Consider the following 25,770-nt stretch of genomic DNA (forward strand, 5'->3'; position numbering starts at 1 on the left):
CTCTTTTACATCTGGTCCACAGGGTCGCCGCTATGTTCCCGGAAAAGTTCACGTTCGGTCGAAAACGTTCAAGTCGAGTCAAAAAGAATCCGACGAAACGGCGTTCTACAGCGCGTCGCATCACGCGGCCGTTGGAAACACTCGAAGCGCGACAATTGATGGCCGCCGATGCGACACCGGTGTCGCTGTTGGATCTGGCGGTCAGCGATCAGACCACGGCGCTGGTCGCGACGGTGGAGTCGGGCCAGCAGACAGACCAGCAGACGCGCGGCGCGGATTCGCAAGCGTTTGCACTGTCGACCGCGGCCCGCGAGACGGTCGACGCGATGAAGGCGATCGCCGACCAAACCGGACGGCTCGCGCTGGATCAGATCGACCAATTCGCCTCGTTCGCGGGGATCGTGATCGAAGCACCGACGTTTGGCAGCGACGGTTCGGTCACGGGCACGACGACGTTCGGTCAATCCGACGCCCCCGTCTTGTTCCAATACGTCGGCGGCGCACTGGGGAACCATGCTCTGGGAAATTGGGTCTTGGCCGTGAAGACCGATCTTGGCGCACTGGCGCAGAGCAACGACCTGATCGAATCACCGCTGGAATTCAAATCACCGATCGTCGTCTTTTCCGCAGCCGTCGGTGAGATCGAGTCATCGGTGATGTCGACACAGGCCCAAACCTTCTACGGCGATCTGTACGCGTCAGAGGAGTTCACGATCCGGTTGCAGCGTGGCGTCAATGTGCTGACGACCGCAACGATTGCCCAGGATTCGATTCCGGCCGAATTGCTCGATCGAGTCGGGTTGGACATTCCTGAGATTCAAATCGAGGGCGTGTTGTTCAGCGAGTTCTCCAACGACGTCGTGCAACAATGGCAATCGGAGCCCAAAGACACGGGTTTCTGGGAAGAGTTGCGTGAAGACGTGATGCTGCGGGCGACGTTGCCCCAGATCGTCATCAACGACCTGCCGTCCAACCTAAGCGTCGGCAATGCGTTTTTGGTGTGGCAATCGCCCGGTACGGACCAGGACCAGCTGTACGTCAGTGTTGATTTGGCGATGGCGCAGACCGACGGTTCGGTGGTCGAGTTGTCCGGACGCGTGGGCATCGCCGAAACACCGACGGGGAACCAGTTCCGCCTGTCGGCCACCGCTCGCGGCATCAACAACGCGTTCGGCGTGACGGGGCTGGACCTGGACGAAGTCATTCTTCTGATCAGCTTGAACACCGTCAAAGCACCCGCCCCAGGCGAAACGGCCGCCGATCAAGTCGGACCGACTGCCGTGCCTTCGGTCAGCGTCGGCGTGCTGGCGGACATGGACATCGGGGGACGCCACGTGTCGATTGCCGGCAAAGTCGACTTCAGTCTGGCGGCCGGAACGCCGATCAAGATCGCACTGCGGGGCGAACTGGAATCATTGTCCAGCACCGAACTGATGAATTTTGCCAAGCGTTTGACGGGGTTGGGAGAAGTCTCCACCGACCCGAACGAGACGGCGGCATTTGAGATTCGTGACGTCGTCATCAACATCGCGCCGCTCGGCGGCGACGTCGAATTGGGCATCGAAGACGGCATCGGCGTTAAGGGCGAACTGTACATCAAAGGCTCGTTGGCCGGTCGAGTCGACGGCTTGATCGATCGCACGGGACTCACGCCGGTCGTGCGACTGAAGGCCTGGACCCGAGCGTTCGACTTGGGCGCCCTCTCGGTCTCCGATGTCAACATCGACATCCTGATGTCCGAGAGCAAGCACGATCACTTTATCGTCAGCGGTGGTGTCGAGATGCTGGGCGTTTCCCACGATGTCGACATTCACATCACGCCACGCCGCATGTATTACAACATCACGACGGAAGTCGACGGTTTGGGCATGGTGGATTATGAATTCGAAGCCTCGTCCGTCGGCGTTCCGTTCTGGACGTACCGCGCGGTCGTTCGCAACGACTTGAGTGCGACGTTGGAGGGCAAAGTCGCCGGCGGTCTGAACGATTGGATCGACCAGGCTCACAAAGATTTTGACAAAGCCCAAGCCGGACTCGACGCGGCCCAGCGGGAGGTCGACAAGCTGATCGGCGAACGTGACGCTGCGATCAAGGAAGCGCAACGCGATTTTGACGAGATCAAATCGAATCTGGCCGTCGCCGAAAAAGCGGTCGCGTCACTCTCCTCCAAGGTCACGTCGCTCCGCAAAACCGAAAGCGCCCGCTACTCGACATGGCGCAAGGCCGTTCGCAGCCGAAAGCAAGCAAAATGGTACAACTATGCCCAGCGCAGAGCGTACGAGGTCGCAACGTACGCACGCTACGCGTCGGCCAAGGGGGTTCGGTTGGCCGCCCAGGGGTCATTGAATGTCGCCAATGCGACCATGTCGGCCGTCCGTGCTTCGGCCGGATGGATTCTCGATGCCGCCGGCCCCGAGGCGCACCCGGACGTGATCCGAATCAACGCGGAACTCGCCATCAAGAATGCCGCATTGGACGTCGCCCAGCTGGCGGTCCAGGCGGCCGAGAACGTTTCAACCGGTGCGGTCGGAGCGTTGGCGTTTCTCGCCGAACACCATGACGACCTGTTCATGATCGACCAGATCTCCTTCGAGGGCACGTTGTCGGCCGTCCTAGCCGACAATGCGGTGGACTTCGAAATCGACTATCGATTCATGAACAAGTCCTACACCAAGGGACTGCATCTGGCCGCCCCCGACTTGGACCTGGACGCCATCGCCAAGCAAATCGTGCACGACGTGCGTGTCGGCCTGGCGAACTGAACCAGCAGCGGATAACAGGTGGCAGAAGCTTTCACGTTCGACGAGGCTGAAACAACAGGCCGTCGAGCGAAAAAGCGGACAGGCACGAATGGCACGGACATCAGTAAAACGGCATTCAGCAACCGTTGGTGTCTAGCCTTCAGGCGATCGCTTTTCAAGTACGACGGCCCTTCCGGGCCGTCGTCGGGAGGGCTCGCCCCGACGACCTAGAAAGGACGTCGCCCAACGCTCTTCACAGCCCCGTCAGTCATCACTGGCCGCCTCTTGTGCCTTAAGATCTTTCAGCTCGGCTTTCAGCTTTTCCGTTTCCCGTTTCAGTTCGGTCATCGTCTTGCGAAGCTCGATGATCTCGGTCGGGACCAGTGGACGTGACGCGTTGAGTTCGCCGAGGGCGCGTTTCGCGGCGCCGGCGATCCGGCTGTCGCCCGAATCACTGTACGATTCGATCACCGCGACGGCGCGCCGGTCACCGAGTTGTCCGAGGGCACTGAGCGCCGCCGTGCGGACCGTCGACTTGGGATGCTCCACGTGTGAGCGGATGAATTGAAAGACCTGGTCCTTGTCTTCAAGCGGTCGGGCAGTCTTGGCCAGTGCCCCAAGTCCGCGTCCGAAATCGCGTGCGTCCAGTTCGCTTTGACGCTTTTGGAGCACGGTCAGCAAGGCGGGGACCAACTCGGGGTCATTCATTTTGCCGATCGCCGCAATCGCCGCGTCAGCCACCTCATTGCCGAACGAATCGGATTCCAGCAACTCCGTCAGTTTCTGTTTCGACGCGTCCCCATGAAACTTACCCAACGCCCCGATCGCCGCCACCTGGATCGCGGGATTGGACTCCTTTTCCAGTACCTCCAACGCCAACTCCAGGGTTTCCGGGGTGAACCGTCCGAACAATCGTTGCACGACAGCTTGCCGTACACGAGCGTCCGACTGACTCTCCCAGCTCGATTGCAATGCGTCCAATGCTTCATCCGATCCATGTTTGCCGAGCGCCTTGGCCGCTTCGATTCGAACACCAAAAAACGGATCGGAATTGAGCCGCTCGGCCAGCAATTTGACCGACGCATCGGTTTTACGATCGGCAAGCGCGACACAGGCAAGCAATCGTCCCATCATGTCGTCGGCGTTTTCGATTTGCGGTTTCAACAGGTCATTTGACTTGTCGAACGACACGGTTGCCAGCACGGTGTACTCGGGATCAAAACGGACGATCGAGGGTTTCGCCGCCAGGGGGACGTAAAAATCCTCGTCGACCTCGCTGACAACGATTTCGTGGTCGACGGGTTTTCCATCGACAATGAAACGAAGCTTCGTCGGAAAGTGATACAGCAAGACATCCTCGCTCAGCTTTTGTGTCTGCTTGATGTTGACCTTGGCCAGTTTCTCTTTAGGCATCCATTTGTAGCTGATCTTCAGATCGGGGTGCCGCGGGTGGTAGAGCCATTGATCGAAGAAGCGATCCATGGGGCGACCGCTCAATTCCTCGATCACCTGCCGCAAGTCATCCGACACGACGCTGGTCAAGGCGTGGCGTTGCAGGTATTCCTTGACGCATTGGCGATACAGATCTTCGCCCAGTTGGCTTCGCAGCATGTGCAGCACCCAACTGCCCTTGGGATAGGACCGATAGTCAAACTGCTGCATCGCGTTTTTGTAGCCGTTGTACACGATCGGCTTGGTGTCTTTGTCTTGAGTCAACACCCGGCCGGTTGCGTCGCTGTAGAGCCCATACAGCATCGCATCGCGTCCGAATTTGTGGCCTTCGAACAGATGGGTGTAATAGGTCGCGAAGCCTTCGTTCAACCACAGGTGACTCCAATCTTTGCAGGTCACGTAGTCACCGAACCACTGGTGTGCCATTTCGTGAGCATCCAGTCGCCGCGTCGTGCGAATGTTTTCGGTCGCCTCGGAAAAGATCGTCGTGTGCGTCAACGTGGTCAGCGACGTGTTCTCCATGCCGCCGGCGGTGAAGTCACGAATCGTCACTTGATCGTATTTGTGCCATGGAAAGGGCACGCCGATTTCCTGTTCAAAGAACGCCATGATGTCGGGCGTGTCGCGAAAGGAGTTGGCGGCATGTTCGGCGAGCGTCGGTTGCGTGTAGAAACCGAGTGCGATGTCACGATGACGTTTTTCAAGCTTTTCCAAGTTCCCGGCGACCAGGCAGATCAAGTAGTTCGCATGCGGTTTCTCTTGCAGCCAACGGACCGCTTTCAATCCCGCCGCATCTATCGTTTCCCCCATCCGTTTTCCGTTGCTCAGCACACGCATGGTCTTCGGGACGTGGCAGATCACTTCGGTCGAGGAACGTTCGTTGGGATAGTCGAAACACGGGAACCAGTGCCGCGCCTCGTGCGTTTCCCCCTGCGTCCAGATGTGCGTGTCTTGCTCGGGGTAGCCCATTTCGGCCGTGCGAAAATACAGCCCCGCGATGGGCTGGGCGGAATAGTCGATTTCGACGGTGAACTCTTTCCCGACCGGAATCGGTTCGGCGAACGCAATCTGCAGACCGTCGCGAGTGGAAATGAAATCGTCAACGGTCGCTTCCTGACAACGCACTTCCTGGACGCTGATGTCGACCGCATCCAAACTCAAGATTTCGACCGGTTTGGCGATCGGTTGGGCGGTGATGGAGACCGTGCCGGCGACCGTTCTCGCGTCGAAGTCGGGCGTCACGTCCAGCTTGAGATGCAGCACGTCGACTTGACGATCGGGCGCGTATTGGTAGCGACCGTCGAGTTCCAGACCCAGCGGAAGCATCGCGTGGGAACGGCCATCGGCGCAGTATCGGCAGATGATTTCTGCGCCGCGGGATTGCCCGACAAGACAGAACAACAGGACAGCGATCAGGGACCAACGGTCAATAGGAATCATGGCTCAAGGTGGTTGGGGGGATGTGGCGTAAGCTTCCAGCTTGCGATCGGAGCGGATGGACAACTCCACGCCTTCCATCAATTTCACCCAGTGTACTGAGTGACTTGACTATTGCGACCCTCACCAGGATTTCAGATCGAGTAGACTGGTCGGCTCCCCACCAATCAGCCTCCCCTCCTTTTTGTATGAAGGGTCCCACCATGCTTCATCGTCGTCAATTCATCGCCGGTACCGCCGCCGGACTTGCCGCCGCCCCCGCCTTTGTCCGCGGCCAAAACCTGAACTCTCGCGTCCAGATCGCCGGAATCGGATGCGACGGCAAGGGCTGGTCGGACATCAGCGAAATGCACTCCCACGACTCGACCGAGATGGTGGCGTATTGCGACGTCGATCTCTCTCGCACCGAGAAGGTCAAAAAGCTCACCCCGCAGGCGCCGGTCTTCCAAGATTTTCGTGAAATGTTGGCCAAGCACGGTGACGCGATCGACGCGGTGACCGTTTCGACCCCCGATCACATGCACGCCTTCATCGGCCTGGACGCGATGCGTCAGGGCAAGCACGTGTACTGTCAAAAGCCGCTGACGCACAACGTCTGGGAAGCGAGACAGATGGCGTTGCAAGCCAAAAAGTCGGGCGTCATCACGCGACTTGGCAATCAAATCCATTCGCACGAATTTTACCGGACCGCCGTGGCTGCGATTCAGTCCGGCGTGATCGGGAAGGTCAAGGAAGTGCGTAGCTGGTGTGCGGCGACCGGCCACGGCAAATCGTTTCACATCAGTCGCCCCAAGACGCTCGAAGACGTCCCCAAGACGTTGGCCTGGAATCTGTGGCTGGGTGTCGCACCGGAACGACCCTACGGCGGATGGAAGATCTATCACCCCTGGGGTTGGCGCGATTGGCAAGACTTCGGCAACGGCGCGCTCGGTGACTTCGGCTGCCACATCCTGGACCCGGTTTTCACGGCGCTGAAAATCAACGGAGCACCGTTGGAATTGACTGCCGATCACACGGGGCTGAACGATGAAGTCTGGCCGGCCCAAACGACCGTCAAGTATGTGTTCCCGGGGACCGAATGGACGGTCGGTGGCAAGCTGCCGATCACGTGGTATGACGGCGGTCGGTTGCCGAGTCTGCGTGGCACGGACTTTCCATCGAATCAAGCGTTGCCGAAAAGCGGTTCGCTGTTCGTCGGCGAAAACGCCACGTTGGTTTTGCCGCACGTCGGGGCACCCTTCGTCTCCAACGGTGTCCTTTTGGACAAGGTTGAAGGCTTGAACCACTATCACGGTTGGGTCGACGGAATCATCAGCGGCCAACAGCCCAGCGACGGGTTTGACTACGGCGGTCCGCTCACCGAAGCGGTGCTGTTGGGCAACGTCGCGGTGCGTTATCGCGGGACCAAGCTGACGTGGAACGGCAAAGCGATGCAATTCACCAACGACGATTCGGCCAACGCCTGGCTGCGCCGAGACTACCGCGACGGCTGGGACATTGCCGCGGTGTAACCCGTGTTTACAAGCTTTTAGCGGCAGGGCGCAAGCCCAATACCGCTAGATCGAGAAGGGAACATGAATCACCCTGGCTCCCCTCTCCCCCGATTCCTGGCGAGCCTAAGCGAGTCAGAAATCGGGGGAGAGGGGCTGGGGGTGAGGGGGATAAGTGGGAATTTATACTGTGCGCCGTTGCTGGATTGCGGCGACGATATGCTCTCGAACCCCGGTTGGACATGGCGACACAGCAGAAATCAGCAGAGTATCGCCCCATCGGATACTCACGTCCAAACTTTTCTCCGGCGCAACCACGATTGCTCATCATCTGCTAAACCGAGTTTTCGAATTCATTCGCTCGGCCGCGCTGATCACGAACAAACTCGGTGACCTTGTGATTGCATCGTCGTTTCGTCATGTGGATTCCCCCTCACCCCCAGCCCCTCTCCCCCAAACAAGCCTCTCGTCATTGCAACATATTGGCATTCTAAAATCACTCGGTGCCCATGATCAATCAGAATCAACGAAGAGGCTTGTTCGGGGGAGAGGGGAGCCATTTTGGGGTAAGTCGAATCTCGATTTAGCGGTATTGGGCGCGAGCCCTCCGGTTCCAGCTTGAAAGACCGGAGGGCTCGCGCCCTGCCGCTAACAATTGCTTTCCATTTGCCGACGATCACTGGGATTCACGTGGTTCGCTGCCCAGCGCTCGCGGCATCTTGAACCACCATCTGCCCCTTTCCGATCGGAAGGACGACGACGGAGAGACCGAACTCTTGCGACAGGGTTCGTCGGAATTCGACCATCTCGCCGGCGTGGGAGACGGCGTTGTCGACAACCAGCAGTCCGAATCGAAGCACACCGATCAGGTCCGACGACCAATCCTGATAGCGCGAGCGGTCGGAATCCAGAAACACAAAGTCATAGCGATCATCGTCAGATTGCCGGAGAAAATCGCCACCGTCGCCATGATGCAGTGTCACCGTTTCGGTCAGACTGCACGCCGCGAGATTTGCTTCGGCGCTCTGCACTTTTGAACGCGACGCGTCGACACTGTCCACCGTCGCGCCGACCGCTGCAGCAGCCCGCGCGAGCCAGAGGGTCGAGTAGCCGTTTGACGTGCCCAGCTCAAGGATCCGCGTCGGTTGCGCATCGCGGACGAGCACGTCGAGAAATTTTCCCGTCGAGGGCGTGATGTTCAACATCATGCCGTCGCGAGACACCGCCGCCTCGTCATTGCGACAGCCTTCGCGATAGAGTTGTTCCAGATAGGCGTCAACGTCCATGAGTCAAACCGACGCCTGATTCGCAGTCAAAGAGGTGCGGATCGATCGTCGTCGACGAGCGGTAAAAAATAGCCCCGTCACGGCGGCGAGCATGGCAACAGTTCCCGGTTCGGGCACCGCCGACAATTGCCCCGTGAATCCGACGTTGTTGAAATCGACTTGATTGTTCGTGCCAGAAAACACCGCGTTGACGAATCGGACGTTCTTTGGGTCCCCGATCGCGATTGTCTCGCCGACGATCGGAAACGCTTCCGAACCCTGAGTGTTGCCAAAGGCCGGGTTGATGACCGAAAAGTCCCCGACCTGAGTCGCCGAGGCGTTCAAGAAACGGAGGTCCACACGATCGACGTCATAGGTCTCCGTCACGTAATTCCAAAGGTGGAATGAAGTGAGATCGTATTCAACGCCAAGATCGAAATCGACTTCCAGCATTCCGCCGGAAACCCAAACATGCGTCGACTGATTGTGAAATTCCGTCGCATCGGCAGTCGGCAGGTCCATCATGCTAGCCAGCGAATCTGCCGTTGACCGATTCGCAAACGGCTCCGCATCCATGCTTGCCCCCAACGCAACCGACGCATTGCTATTGTTTAGGAAAACGAGTTCAGCCCAACCTTGGGTGCTCCACAGCATGCTGCACCCCAACACGATCATCACACTTAGCTTCGTCGTCATCGATCACTTCCCGCAAGGACACTCGGTAAGAAAGAATACTGCCACTGGATATCCTAACTTGGCCGAGCAACATCGTGGCGGCTGGGCGTGAACGCCATGAAAAATCGCGGTATGGGGCTCCAGACGGACGTCAATGGTGCCCACACTCAGCGGCGAAGGATACGTCGAATGTTCCACAGGATTTGGCGAATGGACAACGACGACCTCGGCGGAATCCTGGCGAACTGGGTGACCGATGTCCAAAACGGCATCGTCGACCTTCGCGGTTCACGACTCCGCACCTCTCGTGCGCCGGTTTGATGGACGAAACTGGCGAGACGCTCTTCAAATCGACGACGTGTTTGTGGCGGTCTCGTTTTGCGGGCCGGCTTGGATCTCGGCCGCCGAGTCTTCTTCGAGTGTGATTTCGAAATCATGAGCAGCCCGTACGCAGCGGCAAGGCCCAACACCGCATACGCGCAGGATGTCAAAATCACAAGCGACACGGATGCGCCGGGAATCAAAACCCCGATCCCACACCCGAGCAGGGCGCCGAGGCAGGCCATCGCAATGATGAGAAGGAGGTCCATGATCACCCATTCAATGTACGCGATCGGAATCGCCGCGGGAAACGACTCCGGTCGGATCGATCTCGAAAGTTTGACCTCTCATGCCCGACGACGCATCGTCGGTGGCTAGAACAGCGAGTCTGGCGAAATGTGTTTGGATCGTTCAGCGACGCGTTCGGAAACCTCACGCTCGATTCGTCGCAGCAAAAACCATCGTCGGAGGAGCCCTGAAGCGTTCCATTGATCAGCATATTCCGCTTCAACTGCAGTTCGAATCTCGACCTCCATTCCATTGATGGCTCGTTCGTAGCCGTCTTCCACAAAACCAGAGGAAATTGAATTCGACTGCATTGATTTGGGAGGCGAGTATGGATTGCCGTCGTGGTTTGAAAACTCCCCGCCGCGACCGCCGCTGAGAACCACGCGATCGCGTGCCCTGCAACCTTGCCGAGACGACCGCCAAGGATACCAGCCCAGAAACCAAAATGGAAACGCAACCACGGCAGGCCCGGCGATACACTTGAGGAAGCATTCGGGGGTCATCAATCGTCGTGTCCGCTGGAGCAGCGCGGGCGATTCCGCCATACACCGAGTGCTTCACGCTGCCACGCGGGAAGGGGCATGTCGAGGAACCTCATTCTGACCGATTTGCGGGCGGGTTTCAGATTTCCTGACTCGAACGTTTTCGATGTATTGAATTTCAATTCACGTCACACTCCCGTGTGGGATATCGATTGTCTAACGGCAGCTTTTGGGAAACAATTTAGATTCTCTCCCTCTGGGAGAGACGGCGTTTGCGCAGCAAGCAAACGCCAGAGAGGGCCCACGCTGCAAAAGCCTTGGCGCCTTCCGCCTCGATCAAATCTGTCACTTATAGAATTGACGTCCGTTGGGGAAGGTCGGACGCGAGGTACGAGCGACCGGGGAGGGTTCGCTGTGGCTCGAAATCACTCCGTTGCAACCGTTCGACCTCCCCTCGCTTCGCTCGACCCTCCTGCCAGGAGGGTGACTTTAAAACTGCTCCAGCTCTGTGTGGGAGGGTGAATCAGCGTTTTGCGATAAAAGACGATGACATACATCGATTCCGTTAGACTGAGCAGATTTCGGATTCTGCCCCGCCAAGTTTCGCAGAGTGCGTGCCGTCGCGCGGGCGATTTAGTATCCTGTACGTTTGATCGGGCCGAGGCGTATGGTTGGCGGAAAATCTCGAGGAAACGTGATGAAGTATTTGGTTCTACTGATGATGGTTTTGGCGGGCGGCGGCGCGACGGGGGCCGACGTGATTGAGTTTGCCGACGGGGCGAAACTCTCCGGCACCATCACCTCGATCCGGAAAGCGGAAAAGGAGTTTGATTTCAAACCCAGTGATGACTCTCAATCTGCAAAATCGGAATATCGGTTCGATGAAGTCTATCGGGTCTCCTACCAAGGCAAGTGGTTCGTTTTGACGCCGAAAGCGGAACCGACGCCCACGGATAGCGCTGCCGGGGGCGATTCCGGGACAGTGACACGTTCCAAGGCGGAGGTCTTGGCCCTGATCAAGGCTGCCGGGAAAACGCCGCCCGACTGGTTCGAATCCACGCCGCTGAACTATCCCAAAACGCTCGACCTTTCCTGGCCGATCAAGCCGCCCAAGGGGCCGTGGCAAAGCCATAAGAACATGGGCCAGTACATCTGGTCGGTCATCAACGAAAACCCTGGCCGATGGCACTCGGGCATCAAACTGCTTCACCACTGCGTGTCGTTGCACAAAGACGACCGGGTCTTGCTGCAGCGCGACATGAACGCACTCGGAGACGCCTACTTTCGGTTGTTGCAGGACTACCCACGGGCCGCGTTCTGGTTCCAGCAAGGCAAGGCGAACGTCGACAAGGTGCATGGCATTCGATTGGCCGAGTGCTATTGGCGTTTAGGAAACCGCAGCATGGCCCTGCAAATGCTACGCGGACGGCGTCTCAACCTTGGCGCGATCAAACTGTACGGCGACATGGGCGAGATCGACCGGGCGCTCAGTCTGACGGCCGCCTTCGTGAAATCGGGCAACGATTACCAGGCCAATATTCTGGCCGCCGACGCGCTGCGGCTGGCCGGACGCCCCGACGAGGCGATCGACTATTACCAACGCGTCATCGCATCCAAGCGGTTTCGAAACGACGAGTACGAGAAACGTTTCAAAGCTCGTGCCCAGGAGAGTATCGATACGATTCGCTTGTATGACCAGGCGGACGTCAGTCGCGTCGCCGACGGAACCTACCGCGACAGCAGCACGGGTTACAACGGTAAACTTTCCGTCGCAGTCACGGTATCGGGCGGCAGATTGGAAGCGGTCAAAATCACCGACCACAAAGAGAAACAATTTTATTCGTCGTTGACCGACACGCCGGCGCAATTGATCGCCCGTCAAAGCGTGCAAGGCATTGATGGAACCAGCAGTGCCACGATCACGGCCCAAGCCATCGTCAACGCGACTGCCAAGGCGCTGGCCCAGGGGACCCGATGAGACGACGCGGTTTGGCGCTGGCCGTCGCCCTGTTGGCCGCCGCAGTCCTGGTGGCCGTCGCGCAAAACCACTGGATTGCGGTTCGCTTGGGCATTCCGCCATCGCTTGCGGTCACGATCGCGTGCGTCGGGTTGGCCGCCGCCCTCTTGGTGTTGCTGACCAGTTTTGATCTCGGCAGCCGCGCGGTGCTGCGATTGGACTGGTTTTCACCCGCCCTCCGGCGACTCAAGCCGGATCAATACGCCTCCCATTCATTGACGGGGCGGTTGCTGCGCTGGCTGGTGCCCGAGGGGCTGCAGTCCGACCGCATGTCGAAACAGCGAGGCTTGTTGCGAAAGACGTTGCGGCGATTCGGATTGTCCTGGCTGGCGTCACCGGTCCGACGGATCGTCCAAACGATCTGCTTGGTCACGTTCGTCGTTCTCTTCTTCTACGTTTGTTGGCCTTACGATGCACGGCCGGCGGCGGAGAGTCCCAACCCAGAAATCGCCGCCGTCGAGCAATGGCCGTCGCACTACAGCGATAACTTGGCGGCAAAGGAGATCATCCCGGCCGAGACGTTCTTGATGATTGACCCGTTGGTCAGTTTGTCGACCGCGGTCGCGTCACGTAGCTGGGTCTGGTCGCTGGTGTCGGCGGCAGCGATTTTGATCGTTTGCGTGCTGATTCCGCGCGGCTTTTGCGGCTACCTGTGTCCATTGGGCACGACGATTGACCTGTTTGATTGGGCGATCGGAAAACGGGTCAAACGGTTTCGTGTTCCCGGTGACGGTTGGTGGGTTCACATCAAATACTATTTGCTCGCCGGGACGCTGCTGTGTTCGGTATTCGGGGTGTTGGTCTCGGGATTCGTTTCGGCGATTCCGGTGATCACGCGAGGCATGCTGTTTCTGTTTGATCCGATCCAGACCGGAACGCTGCGGGGTTGGCATTTGGTTCCCGCGATGAACGTCGGCCACGTGATTTCGATCGCGATGTTTTTGGGCGTGTTGAGTTTGGGGTTCTTTCGGCCGCGGTTTTGGTGCAAGTACGTCTGTCCAAGTGGAGCGGTGTTTTCGCTTGGGAATCTGTTTCGAATCACCGAGCGAAAGGTCGAGTCGTCTTGCATCAACTGCAACAAGTGCGTCGAAATCTGCCCGTTCGACGCGATTAAACCGGACTTCACAACGCGGACCACCGACTGCACGCTGTGTCAGTCCTGTGGCGGTGTGTGCCCGACGCACGCGATCAAGTTCGTCGAACGCTGGAATGTGGTCGAGTTGAAGGTCGAGAACGATCCGCCGACGCACGAGACGGCGTTGGGCCGACGCGGTTTCTTGTCACTCGCCGGAGGCACGGCGGCGGCGGTGGCGGGCAGCGCCGGAGTTTCGCTGGCGACAAAAGCCTTTGGTGCACGCCTGGACGATCCCGATGCGTTCCTGCCCGTCCGTCCACCGGGCAGCGTGCCCGAGCAAGAGTTTTTGGAAATGTGCATTCGCTGCGGCGAGTGTTTCAAGGCCTGTCCGAACGACGTGTTGCAGCCGGAGGGGTTTCAGCAGGGTTTGGAGGGATTGTGGTCGCCGCTGGTCAACGCCGATTGGGCGGGATGTGAATCAAGCTGCAACGCATGCGGACAAGTCTGTCCGACCGGTGCCATTCGTGCGCTGCCATTGGCCGAGAAGAAAGTCGCACGAATGGGCTTGGCGATCGTCAACGAGAAGACCTGTCTGCCGTTTGCCGGTCAAGAAGAATGCGATCTTTGTGTCCAGGAATGCAACGCGGCGGGGTACCATGCGATCGAGTTCAAGCGGGTCGGAACGGAAGTGGACGACAATGGTGTCCCGATCGAAGGCACCGGCTATTCGGCGCCAGTCGTGCTGGCCGATCAGTGCGTGGGATGTGGACTTTGCCAGACACGTTGCCACGCGATCAACGTCAAGGAAAGAGGTTTGTTAGGCGAGTCGGCGATCATCATCGAAGCGGGCGAAGGCAAAGAGGATCGGATGATGTCGGGTTCCTACATCGCACTGCGTCAGCAGGAATCACGCCAGCGTGCGACGGCAGAACCGGGTGTCGAGTACTTCGTGCCAGAGACGGACGCCGATGAATCACCGTTCGGAGTCCCGGAGTCACCGTTCGGAGTCCCGGAGTCACCGTTCGGAGTGCCGGAGTCACCGTTCGGAGTGCCCGAGTCACCGTTTGGAGTGCCCGAGTCTCCCGAGATGGATGCCCCGGATGATGACCCATTTGGTACGTTGAATTTGAAGTGATGGTTAATTGTGGCTCGAGTCGATCGTCGTTCGCTACAATGCGACGACAGTCGACCGAGCATCATGGTTCGAACTCCAAACCTTTTCAACGATCTTGCAAATGAATCCCATCACCGTCGCTGCCGTCCAGTTCAATCATCGCCCAGGTGACAAAGCGTTCAACCTTGGTCGTGTCGAGTCGATGACGGCGGAGGCCAAGGCGAGAGGAGCGGATTTGGTCGCGTTCCCCGAAATGTGTCTGACCGGCTATTGGCACGTGAGAAACCTGTCGGCTGACCAGTGCCGTGAACTTGCCGAACCGATTCGTGGGGGGCGATCCACCGACGCGTTGTTGGCACTTGCCGCTCGACATGAGATGACGATCGGCGCCGGGCTGATTGAACTGGCCGAGGATGGGCGACTGTTCAACAGTTACGTCGTCGCGATGCCCGACGGCCAGGTCGCCGTGCATCGAAAACTTCACTGTTTCATCAGCGAACACCTCGATTCTGGCGAGGACTACACGGTGTTCGAGATACCCCAAGGGGCAACCGTGGGCGTGTTGATCTGTTACGACAACAACATCGGCGAAAACGTTCGGATGAACGCGCTATTGGGGGCGGAAATCCTGCTCGCGCCACATCAAACCGGCGGCTGCAATTCGCCCAGTCCCCATTGCATGGGCGTGATTGATCCGAAACTTTGGCAGCAGCGAGAGACCAATCCCGAAGCGATCGAAGCGGAGTTTCGCGGTCCCAAGGGACGTGAATGGATCCGCCGTTGGTTACCCGCCCGGGCGCACGACAACGGTCTGTTCGTGATCTTCAGCAACGGCGTCGGCGTGGACGATGATGAAGTGCGGACCGGCAATTCGATGATCTTGGGGCCCTACGGTGAGACGTTGGCGGAAACATGGAAGGCCGATGACGACATCGTGGTCGCTCAGCTTGATCCATCGATCCAAGCCACCAGCACCGGCCGTCGCTGGCTCAAGTCCCGGCGGCCCGAACTCTACGGCCCACTCGCCGAGCGGACCGGAATTGAACAAGACACGCGCGTCGTTCGTTTTGCCAAGGTGACTGGCGCCCACTCTGGCACGTGAACGCTTGTCTCGGGTATCATCGTTGTTTGGGGGGCGTGAAATAACGGATTGCAGCCTCCAGCGTGCAATGATTGCCGCTGTTGCAACCATTGCGCCCCGCAGGCACATCGGCACTGAAACCATCTTCCATGACCGATCCCGAGAACGACAACGACCTGCGCGACGACGGCCGCGAAACGCGTACGCAGCTCACCAGCGAACCCTCCGGATTTTCACACGACGGCGGGGATGATCCGATCGGCGAAACGATCGATAGTGCTTCGGTTACCAATCCGGACAATCGACCCGAAAGAGAAGAGGAGGAATTACCCGCGGCGATCGGTCGCTACCGCATCGAGTCGATGCTCGGCAAGGGCGGATTCGGATCGGTCTATCTGGCCTTTGATGATGAATTGCAGCGAAACGTCACGATCAAAGTGCCGCACACGCACCGCATCAAGAGTTCCAAGGACGTCAATGCGTTTCTGACCGAGGCGCGGACGCTTGCCAAGTTGGAGCACCCCAATGTCGTGCCCGTGCACGACGTCGGTACCACGCCCGAAGGGCAGTGCTTTATCGTTTCCAGATACATCGACGGCAGCGATTTGGTAGGCCGGATGCGGACGTCTCCGTTGTCGATCGGGGAATCGGTCGAGCTGGTCGCAACGATTGCCGAGGCGTTGCATTACGTCCATCACCAGGGTGTCATTCATCGCGACATCAAACCGAGCAACATTCTGTTGGACAAACGCGGCACGGCCTACCTGGCGGATTTCGGGCTGGCGCTGTTGGAAGACGACGGCATCGGGTCCAAGGCGGTCGCGGGCACACCTGCATACATGAGTCCCGAGCAGGCGCGCGGGGAGAATCACCTGGTCAAAGCCACCTCGGATATATTCAGTCTGGGGGTCGTGCTCTATCAATTGCTGGCAGGACGGCGGCCGTTTGTCGCCGAACCGGGTCAATCGGTGACGCAATTGATTCAAGAGCAAGAGGCCAGCCCGTTGCGTGACCTCAACCGGGACGTGCCGGCGGAAATCGAGCGGATCTGCATGAAGGCACTCTCCAAACGTGCGACCGCTCGACATCAAACGGCGCTCGATTTTAGCGAGGACCTGCGTCACTTCCTCGCCCACGGTGAAAACTTGGATTTGATCAGCAGCACGCTGATCCCTCATGAGCAAGGGCGTTCCGGCGAGCGTTCTCGTTCGAGCCGTCGGGCCCTGGGGATCGTCCCCAGGGGGCTGCGTTCGTTTGGACCGCAAGACGCTCACTTTTTCATGGGCCTACTGCCCGGGCCGTACGACCGCGACGGGACGCCGGAATCGATTTTATTTTGGAAACGCCGGATCGAAGAACGGGATCCCGAAAACAGCTTTCGCATCGGTTTGATCTACGGGCCGTCGGGATGCGGCAAAAGTTCGTTCGTCAAAGCGGGGTTGGTTCCGACGCTCTCGTCAGACGTCATCCCGGTGGTCATCGAGGCGGCACCGGATGCGACCGAAACACGTTTGCTGAATCGTCTCCGCCGCAGTTGCCCTTACCTGGATACCGAGTTGGGGCTGCCCGAATCGATCGCAACGCTCCGCCGCGGTCACGTGATGGGCCAGGGCAAAAAAGTGTTGCTCGTGATCGATCAATTCGAACAGTGGCTGTATTCGGTCGAACAGCCCGAGCACTCCGTCTTGGCCAAAGCCCTGCGGCAATGCGACGGCGAACATGTGCAATGCATCTTGATGGTCAGGGACGATTTCTGGTTGGCATTCAGCCGATTCATGGATCACCTGGAAGTCGATCTGATGCAAAACAAGAACATGGCATTGATCGATCTGTTTGATCCGCAGCACGCGCGACGGGTGCTGACGGAGTTCGGCCGCGCCTTTGGTCGATTGCCCGAACACAGTGCCGAACTGAGCCGCGACGCTCGGTCGTTCGTGGCCCAAGCGATCGAGGGATTGGCCGAGCATGGAAAAATCACGCCGGTTCGATTGGCGTTGTTTGCTGAAATGGTCAAGAACAAGCCGTGGACGACAGCTACCTTGCGCAAAATCGGCGGCACCGCCGGCGTGGGCGTGATGTTCTTGGACGAGAATTTCTCCTCCGAAAACGCCCCCGCCAGCTATCGCATTCATCTCAACGCGGTCTACGCGACGTTAGGGGCTCTGTTGCCGCAACCGGGGACGAACCTGAAAGGCCACATGCGGTCTCGCGAAGAGTTGCTTGAATTGTCCGGCTATTCTGACCAGCCCAAACAATTTCAGTCCCTGATGCGGGCGCTCGATACCGAATTGCATCTGATCACGCGGACCGATCCCGAAGGCCGCGGAGACCTGTCGGTGAGCCGATCGGGAATTCACTCGGATCTGCAATCGGGAAACCGATCGGGAGTCCAATCCGGCAGCCTTTCGCAATCGGTTTATTATCACCTGGCACACGATTATCTGGTTCCGGCGATCCGCGATTGGCAAGCCCGAATGCAGCGTGGGACCCGCAAGGGTCGCGCGGAGATTCGTTTGGCCCAACGCACCGAAGTTTGGGATGCCAGGCCGGATTCGCGGCACCTGCCGACATTGCCCGAATGGGTTTCGATCTTGGCGTTCACGCGGCGAGATCACTGGGATGACGCCCAGCAGCGGATGATGAAATCGGCGACGCGGCGGCACGTGTCGGGCATCGCGATCGCGTCGATGTTCCTGTTGCTGGTCGGCTGGGGCGTGCTGCAGTATTCATCATGGAATCGAGCGAAGGCGTTGACCGGTCAACTCGCGATCGCCAAGGTCGGCGAGGTCAGCGGACTGCTCGATCAATTGGAGGGGCGCGAACGCTGGACGACGGACCGATTGATCGACATTCAACAAGCCAGTCAGCCCGGGTCCCCCACGCATCTGTTTGCCTCGTTGGCGCTGTTGCGTTCGGGGAGCGACGAACTGGAGAACATCAAACCGGCTCTGCTCCGTTCGGATCCAGAAACGTTGGCCCTGTTGTGCCAGGAACTTCGTCGTCACGGCAGTCGACTGGCCGGGCACCTGTGGGAGCGGGCGGAGGACGAATCGGTTGCGCCAAAATCGGACGAGAAAGGTCGCCTGGTCAGCCCGCGTTTCAATGCGGCGTTGGTCCTGGCCAATTTCGATCCGCCCGGCCAAACACCGGCCAGCCGCAACCGATGGAACGCCGTGGCGGACCCATTTGCCGATGAACTGATTCATTTTGCCAACATCGATCGTCGCTACTTTCGCTCCATGGTGGACTTGATTCGGCCCGCGACTCCGGTACTGGTCGGCCCGCTCGCCGAAGTCATGACCGATCCCGATGGCGAAGAGACAGAACTGCGTCGATCGGCCGCGCAAAACCTGCTGATCAACCTGCTCGAAGACGACGTCCCGGAATTGACCCATCAGCTGTTGCACGCCGACGTCGCGCAGATCTTATTCTCCATCGACTTGATCGACAAACACCGCAACGCCGTTCGCCCGCTGCTCAATGCTGCGGTCGCCAAGCAGCTTGATCTGCGTGACCCCGACTGGAAACGTGATGCCAAACGCAAGGCGACCGCCGCGGCGATCTTGTTGCGGCACGGCGCATCGAACTCGGACATCTGGTCAACCTTTCAACCGGATCAAATGCCGACAGAGGGTCTTGCAAAGACGCTCGAATCGGATGATTGGGTGCGCAGTGAGTTGCAGCGATTGCTCGCCGCAAAGGAATATGAGGCATTGGGGTCCGCTGACCGCGAGGAGTTGATCTCGCGCTATCGTCAAATCACCTTCGGCAGAACCGCGATCCCCAACGCACGAACCCGATTGGTCCAGCGGATCCGCGCCTTCGGTGTTGATCCCGACCCGATCGCCCAACGCTTGCTGGTCGAGTCAGACGTGCCGACCCAGTGCGGGCTGATGCAAGCCTTGGGAGAATACCCGCGAGAACAGGTCAACGCAGACCTTCGCGATCGGGTGATCACGTTGGCCCAAGGATGGTTTACCACCGCCAGCGACGCCAGATTGCGTGCCAATTCCCTGTGGTTTCTGCGGCAGTGGAAGGAGGCGGACTGGGTCCGAGGTCGATTGTACCTGGTCAAACCCGAACAGCCGTCCAAGCGAAATTGGTACGTCAATTCCGAGGGGCACACGATGATTCAATTGCCTCCGCACGAACCCGAAGATTCGTATCGCATCGAGGTCGCGATGGCAGAAGTGACGCTGGGGCAAATGAGACGCTCGATGCCCGACGGCGTGGAGTCCAGGGGATGGAAGGCACCGTCGGATGATGCGGCCGTCGGCAGCGTGACTTACCACGATGCGGTCGCCTACTGTAATTGGCTGTCGCGCGAAACCGGCCTCCAGGAGGATCAGCTTTGCTATCCCGATCGCACCGACGACTCGATTGAACCGGTCTTGCTGTACCCGGACTACAAACAGCGAACCGGGTATCGGCTGCCGATGGCGGAGGAGTGGTTTTTCATGTGCACCGGCGGCGCGATCACCGACTATTCCTTTGGCAGTTGTGAACAGCCCTCGTACCTGCTGTCGACGGATCGGATTTCCGAGGGGTACAGCCCGGCCAAGCCGACCGACGGGAACGGGAGTTGGGCTGTCGGGCTGGCGCGGCCCAACGGGTTTGGCATCTTTGACACCTATTCCAATGTACGTGAATGGACAAGCGACATCGATCAGGGAAATGCAACGCGTCTTCAGGTTTGCGGATTTGATTATCGGTTTCACCTGGGAATGTCAGGCGTCCAGCCTCGCTATCTGGGATGGTCGCAGCCCCACTCACAACCCTCCTTCTATGGGTTGCGTGTCTTTCGATCCAGGCCGACAGCGGCGGAATGAACGAAGGATTTGAAGTGGCAGAATGATACGGGGCAGAATGATGTTCAGACCGCTCCGATCGCGGAGCCCCCATCATTCTGCCACCCCATCATTCTGCCACCCCATCATTCTGCCACCCCATCATTCTGCCACCCCATCATTCTGCCACCTCATCATTCTGCCACTTCATCGTTCTGCAACCCCCGCTTGTCCCTGTCGCCGTCCGCGCCCTTGCGAGCGTCGCTATGACATTAATTTCCCACTCGCTGCGTGACGTTGCGATCTCTGCCGAGGGCGCCGAATGCACGCGGATCGAATGCCGCGTTTTGGTACAAGGCGATGCGTCGACGGCATTCTTCCAAGGCAAACGCTCGCGTCATCGATCCGAAGCCGGTTTCGGGGTTTCGCGTCGCGGCCTGTCGATGGATTCGGTGACGCGAAACAACGGAAGTCGAAACGGCGAATCGCGCGGCCGAGAAATACGCCCGGATCATGAATTCGGAATCCAGACCGGCGCGGTTGCGATCGCGGCCGCCGAAGTCGGTGTATCCCCCTAAACGGCGAAACAGTGACACGCGGAAACACGCCGTCGGATTCATGGCGAAATAACGAATGTAGTTTCCGTAAGGATGGTAGGAACGCCGGAACCGTTTGATTGTCGACCCGGCGTCTTCCATGTCTGCTTCGGTGAATTGCTCCATCGTCGCGGCAAAATAGTCTGCGTCAGACAACCGCAAAAGATTACCGGCGGTGTGCAGACGATGGGGCAAACTGACATCATCACCGTCTTGCACCGCAACCAAATCCGTTTCGAAATACGGCGACACGTTGTTGAACGAAACGTATTGGCCCACGTTCCTGGAATTTCGGTAAATCCGCACGTTCGGAAACGAGCCCCAATAGCGAAACAGCGTGTCCACGTTTTCCGGGCTGGCGTCATCGATCAAGTGGAGGATGACTTCGGCGCCCTGCTGATTGAAGATGCTTTCGATTGCCTGTGCGACGTATTCGAGCTGGCCGTAGACAGGGAGCACGACGTCACACGGGACCGACGACTGGGGGTATCCGATCGCCTGATGACGAAAAGAGCCCAGCCGTTCGTGGTACACCGGAGCCGGGCCCAAGAGCGGAGGTTGCCAAGCACGATGCAGCTGCACCGAAGGCAACGGCATCACTTGAATCTTCGCGCCGGAGCGTTTGGCGCGGGCGATCAGTTCGGCATCTTGATCGGTCTTTCGATCGGCAAACCCGCCCAGATCGATCAAGCAGCTGCGTCGGATCACCAGGGTCGGCCACGGAATCGTCGACTCAAACGCATCCGTCGGAGCCCTCGCCATCACTTCGCCCGCCGGGGTCAGCATGGGCGATCCGATGAAGTCCGCTCCGGTGCGACGCAATTCGCCAACCGCACTGGCGATTCGGTTGGGCAGGGACAACGCGGCGGGGTGCTGCAACGCGATAAACTCGCTCCGCGCCGTCGGCGCCAGTTCATGAACGGTGTCAAACCAGCGTTTCGAGGCGGCAATGCGGTGCACGTGCACGTTCCAGCGTGTCTGGTAGTCATCGGCCAGCGTCTGTGCGTCGGGACCAGCGGTGATCAGATGAAGATTGACCAATGCGTTTTGCTGTTCGAGCACGCTTTCAATCGATCGCCGCGTCGCTTCGGAAGCGTCACGACAACACAGGAAAACATCACACGTCGCCAGCCCCGGACGCTGGACTGCCAGTTCGCCGACGACGGCTTCCTCGCTGATCCGCAGCAATGCCTGGGCGCGTTCTGTCCGCCGTCGATCACCCGAAGGCTCGTTTTCCAAGACCTTCGCAGCCGCTTCGCTGAGCAGGGATGGCAAGACGCTGTTGACAAAACTACTGGCAACCGGAGTGGATCCGACGCAGGCCTGGCAGGCATCGCGCGTCACATCGCATAGATTGCTGGGTTTGTCGTGCGAGCCGATTTGCAGCAGTTGCTGAATCAACCCACAGGTCGCGACTTCGGTTGATTCGGCACGTCGCAGATTGAAGCGAAAAGGGCAGTTCAGGTTTTCGGAATTCATTGAAACATTGCGTGAATAGACCCGACGGTCGTGATCGGCGAGTGTCAACTCGCCTATGCTAATGGTTTCGGACGTCGGGTGTTTCGATGTCCGCCTATTCAGAGCGATTCCAACGCAAGGAACTGAAGATGATGCAGACTGCGATTGTCTCACCGGTCAACAGAGAAGATTCGTCGGCACCACCCCATTCCAGTGGCGCCGAGGGCCTTGGATACGCGCTCTGGAGATTCGATGGTGTCCAGTGGCAACTGAAAAAGAACTGTGCGCTCGACGGCGCCGCAGTCGGCCCACCACCCACGGTTCCGGGGAAATTTGCCGGGCAGTTGCGAGCGACCGCGTGCGTTGCCGGCTAGCGTTTAGTTGACTTTTAGGGACAGTCCAGCTTAGGGCAACCGGTTTTTCGAGTACGATGGCCCTTCCGGGCCGTCGTCCGCTGGACTCCCGACGACGACCTGGAAAGGACGTCGTACATCGGTCCGCAATAGGTCATGGGGTATGAGTTCTCGAACACCGGAGACTTGTCTCTATCGCGAACCAGACGGTGAAACCGCCGTCTGTGGCCTGTTGAAGAAGATCTCTGGCATCGAGAGCCACCCCGGATTGCAGGTTGCCGGCGATGCGTGTCGCGCCTGTTGCCAATCGTATCCGCCGTCGGAAAAGGATTTGAATCCGATCGTTGCGTCGTTGCTGTTCGAACTGACCGAGCAAGTCGTCGATGGAAACGGCGTTCCCGATTGCAACGTTGAAACGGCAAAGACGCTGAATCGCTGGGCCGAACGCTCGTTGCCCGCGGTCGCCCCCGACGAAGACGATGGTCTGGATATCGCGGGCAAGTCGTACGACCACCTTGCCGGAGTCACCGCAGACGAAATCGCAAACTATCTTCCCCGGCCGCAAGTCTCCGAATCTCGATCGGCAGGAAAGGTCGCAACGTGGTCCGTGGGCGTCACCACCGCGCCACGGCGATTACCGACCTTGGAACGTTCTGTCCGATCGGTCCTGGATTCCGGTTGGCACGACCCGGTGTTGTTTGTTGATGGTGATGTTGACGTTCCAGCGTCCTTGGGGACGCTCGCGACGTGCCGCCGAACTCCAGCCGTGGGCGCGTTCCCGAACTACGTTCTGTCACTGGGCGAACTGTTCATGCGAGACCCGCACGCGGATGCCTACCTGATGATCCAAGACGACGCGTTGTTGTTGGGGACTCCGGCGATGCGTGAGTATTTGCAAACTGTGCTGTGGCCGGGTGATGGGGCTTGGATTGCATCGCTGTATTGCAGCAAACAATACACGCAAGCGTCGACGGGGTGGCACACGTTTCCCGACCGCTGGGTGTGGGGCGCGGTGGCATTTGTGTTTTCTCCTGCAGCGCTCCGGCTGTTTCTGGCATCACCGCTCGTTTATCAGCATCGCGCGCTGCCGGGCGCCAAGGGGCTGTCCAGAATCGATGTCGCGATCGGCCACGTCGCCGTGGCCAACGAGATCCCGATTCTGTTCCCCAGCCCCAGCCTGGTCCAACACATCGGCACGGTCAGCACGATCTGGAATTTGGCCCGCGCGGTCAACGCAAGACACGCGAATCGATTTCTCGGGGACCTGCTGTAGCAAAAGTGGCGTAAGCTTCTAGCTTGCGGGACCGAGACGAATCCTGCTGGCGGTTCGGTACATCAGGTTGTTCGCAAACGCTTCGCCGACGAATGCCGCGACTGAAATTGATTTCCCCGACAGGTTTTCGGGAATCGTGAAGGTCACTTTCAACTCTCCGTCGCCGGAAGCCGCCCGAATGATTCGCTCGATCCGCTTCCCACCCGCATCTTTGATCGTGACGTGAAATTTCTGTTCGCCCAACGATGAGGGAATCCGGTGGGTGATGGAGACGGTGAACGGGGCGCCGGATGTGGCCCGGTCGGGAACCTGCATTTGAAACAGCTTGGGATTCGGCTTCGTTTTTGCATTTCCCTTGACGTTTCCGCGGCGTTTTTTGGCCCGACGCGCGTCCGCTTCGGCTTGCACCTTGTCGACGTACGCACTGACCCGTTGTTTGTCATCACGATGGTCGAACGCGGCAAGGGCATGGTCATTGGAATCGACCATGAATTGGCGCATCGCCGCGCGGTGTTTGGCGATTTCGTCGGCGTACTCGGGATGGTCGATCAGATTGATCAGTGCGTCGGGATCGTTTTCATAGTCGTAAAACTCTTCGAGTACCCCGTGCTGAAACAATTCCAAACGGGCAGCGATCTGCGGGTTGGTCGGTGCCAGTTTGACCATCGCGCGATAGGACAACGTTCCCGTTGTCGCAGTTCGGAAAATGCGTTTGCCGTCGGACCAGGGATTGAACAGGTAACCGAACCGCTTGGATTGGACGCTCCGCATCGGGCTGCGATTTCCGCCGGAGTTCTCGTTGTAGACCTTGTAGACCATGTTGCGACCGGGCTGCTGCTGGCCGCGTAGTGTCGGCAGAAAGGAGTGGCCGTCAAAACCATCGGGATGACGGATCCCCGCGATGTCCAACAGGGTCGGCAACAGATCGACGGCGGAGATCATGTGGGTCGTGTCGACGGTCCCCGGTTTTGTCACGCCCGGCCACCGCACGATCCATGGCGTCCGCGTGCTGTGGTTCCACAGTGCGGTTTTGGCGAACGGCAAGGGCATGCCGTGATCGGAGAGAAAGACGACGACGGTCTCTTCGTCCTGCCCCGACTCGCGGAGCGCTTTCATGACGGCGGCGAAACAGTCGTCGGCGCGACGCACCGACGAATAATAGTGCGATAGTTCCAATCGCACGTCGGGATGATCGAACAGGAATCCGGGGATCGGAACCTCATCAGGCGTAAACACGCGGGTGGGCACATTCTTGTCGTCGACGACCGCTCCACTTTTCCCCATCGCGTAGAAGGGTTTGTGGGGATCGGAGATGTTGATGTTCAGGCAAAAGGGTTTCCCGGCGTCCGTTGCCATCTCGATTCCCCGTCGAGTCGAGTTGTAATAGGATTCGGCGTTTTTCATGTCCTGCTTTTCACCGTCCAGGATCGTCAGGTCGGCGTCCCACGCGTAGGGTTGGTAGGGCGTCGAATGAGACACCTTGCCGCGAATGCCGACAAAATAGCCGGCCTGTTTCATCAGATCGACCATGTGCGGGTAGTCGGGATCGTTTACCTGGTAGAACCCCTCTACGCCCGTGTTGTGCGGGTAGCGGCCCGAAAACATGACGTTGCGTGAGGGGTAGCAGTTGCCGACCTGCACGTGCGCATGATGGTAGCGCAAACCCGCGGCGGCCAACGCGTCGATGTTCGGCGTGGTGTCGGGAAGCTCGCAACCGAAGGCGCCGACCGAATCACAACTCATGTCGTCAACGGTCACGATCAGCAGATTGGGTTTTTCGGCCAAGCAGCGGATTGCCGGGAGGGAGATCACGCCGATCAGGACTGCAAAGAGGAATCGGTGGCGCATGTCGAAATCCGTGTGAG

At 58.8% G+C, this 25,770-nt stretch carries 13 protein-coding genes; 8 read left to right on the forward strand and 5 right to left on the reverse strand.

Going from position 1 to position 25,770, the window contains the following annotated elements; translation table 11 throughout:
- Positions 1-131 precede the first annotated feature (131 nt).
- A complete protein-coding gene (locus Enr13x_RS23865; protein ID WP_145389344.1) occupies positions 132-2,762 on the forward strand; it encodes a hypothetical protein in 2,631 nt (876 codons plus the stop codon).
- A 243-nt stretch (positions 2,763-3,005) separates the two neighbouring features.
- Here Enr13x_RS23865 and Enr13x_RS23870 read toward each other — a convergent pair whose 3' ends face one another.
- The gene (locus Enr13x_RS23870) at positions 3,006-5,633 is read right to left on the reverse strand and encodes a M1 family aminopeptidase (RefSeq protein WP_145389345.1); all 2,628 of its coding nucleotides are present in this window, start codon (positions 5,631-5,633) and stop codon (positions 3,006-3,008) included.
- 200 nt (positions 5,634-5,833) lie between these two features.
- On the opposite strand from Enr13x_RS23870, the gene Enr13x_RS23875 reads away from it, so the two are divergent.
- Positions 5,834-7,141, forward strand: coding sequence for a Gfo/Idh/MocA family protein (locus tag Enr13x_RS23875; protein ID WP_197455315.1), 1,308 nt, complete (start codon positions 5,834-5,836; stop codon positions 7,139-7,141).
- Positions 7,142-7,806: 665 nt separating this feature from the next.
- Here the strand turns inward: Enr13x_RS23875 and Enr13x_RS23880 are convergent.
- Together Enr13x_RS23880 and Enr13x_RS23885 are read right to left on the reverse strand one after the other, a co-directional pair.
- The gene (locus Enr13x_RS23880; RefSeq protein WP_145389347.1) at positions 7,807-8,406 is read right to left on the reverse strand and encodes an O-methyltransferase; all 600 of its coding nucleotides are present in this window, start codon (positions 8,404-8,406) and stop codon (positions 7,807-7,809) included.
- Between the two features lie 3 nt (positions 8,407-8,409).
- Positions 8,410-9,081, reverse strand: coding sequence for a PEP-CTERM sorting domain-containing protein (locus Enr13x_RS23885; RefSeq protein WP_145389348.1), 672 nt, complete (start codon positions 9,079-9,081; stop codon positions 8,410-8,412).
- Between the two features lie 1,767 nt (positions 9,082-10,848).
- On the opposite strand from Enr13x_RS23885, the gene Enr13x_RS23890 reads away from it, so the two are divergent.
- The 4 genes from Enr13x_RS23890 to Enr13x_RS23905 all read left to right on the forward strand — a co-directional run bounded on the left by Enr13x_RS23890 (position 10,849) and on the right by Enr13x_RS23905 (position 20,267).
- Positions 10,849-12,129, forward strand: a complete 1,281-nt coding sequence (locus tag Enr13x_RS23890; RefSeq protein ID WP_197455316.1) for an FMN-binding protein — start codon at positions 10,849-10,851, stop codon at positions 12,127-12,129.
- On the forward strand, positions 12,126-14,378 hold the full coding sequence (locus Enr13x_RS23895) for a 4Fe-4S binding protein (protein WP_145389350.1): 2,253 nt from the start codon (positions 12,126-12,128) through the stop codon (positions 14,376-14,378). Before Enr13x_RS23890 ends, Enr13x_RS23895 begins: the two co-directional genes overlap by 4 nt.
- Positions 14,379-14,478: 100 nt before the next feature.
- Positions 14,479-15,459, forward strand: coding sequence for a nitrilase family protein (locus tag Enr13x_RS23900; protein WP_145389351.1), 981 nt, complete (start codon positions 14,479-14,481; stop codon positions 15,457-15,459).
- Between the two features lie 128 nt (positions 15,460-15,587).
- Positions 15,588-20,267, forward strand: a complete 4,680-nt coding sequence (locus tag Enr13x_RS23905; protein ID WP_145389352.1) for a bifunctional serine/threonine-protein kinase/formylglycine-generating enzyme family protein — start codon at positions 15,588-15,590, stop codon at positions 20,265-20,267.
- A gap of 230 nt (positions 20,268-20,497) precedes the next feature.
- Here the strand turns inward: Enr13x_RS23905 and Enr13x_RS23910 are convergent, their stop codons facing one another.
- Positions 20,498-22,300 carry a glycosyltransferase family 2 protein gene (locus Enr13x_RS23910; protein WP_145389353.1) on the reverse strand — a complete coding sequence of 601 codons (1,803 nt, stop codon included), beginning with the start codon at positions 22,298-22,300 and terminating at the stop codon, positions 20,498-20,500.
- 86 nt (positions 22,301-22,386) lie between these two features.
- Between Enr13x_RS23910 and Enr13x_RS23915 the strand changes: the two genes are divergently transcribed.
- Together Enr13x_RS23915 and Enr13x_RS23920 are read left to right on the forward strand one after the other, a co-directional pair.
- The gene (locus Enr13x_RS23915) at positions 22,387-22,653 is read left to right on the forward strand and encodes a hypothetical protein (protein ID WP_145389354.1); all 267 of its coding nucleotides are present in this window, start codon (positions 22,387-22,389) and stop codon (positions 22,651-22,653) included.
- Between the two features lie 142 nt (positions 22,654-22,795).
- Positions 22,796-23,905: a hypothetical protein gene (locus tag Enr13x_RS23920; RefSeq protein WP_145389355.1), complete on the forward strand. Its 1,110-nt coding sequence runs from the start codon at positions 22,796-22,798 to the stop codon at positions 23,903-23,905.
- Between the two features lie 18 nt (positions 23,906-23,923).
- Here the strand turns inward: Enr13x_RS23920 and Enr13x_RS23925 are convergent, their stop codons facing one another.
- The gene (locus tag Enr13x_RS23925; RefSeq protein WP_145389356.1) at positions 23,924-25,753 is read right to left on the reverse strand and encodes a sulfatase family protein; all 1,830 of its coding nucleotides are present in this window, start codon (positions 25,751-25,753) and stop codon (positions 23,924-23,926) included.
- Between the last annotated feature and the right edge of the window lie 17 nt (positions 25,754-25,770).

The organism is Stieleria neptunia (assembly GCF_007754155.1).
Taxonomy (GTDB): Bacteria; Planctomycetota; Planctomycetia; order Pirellulales; family Pirellulaceae; genus Stieleria; species Stieleria neptunia.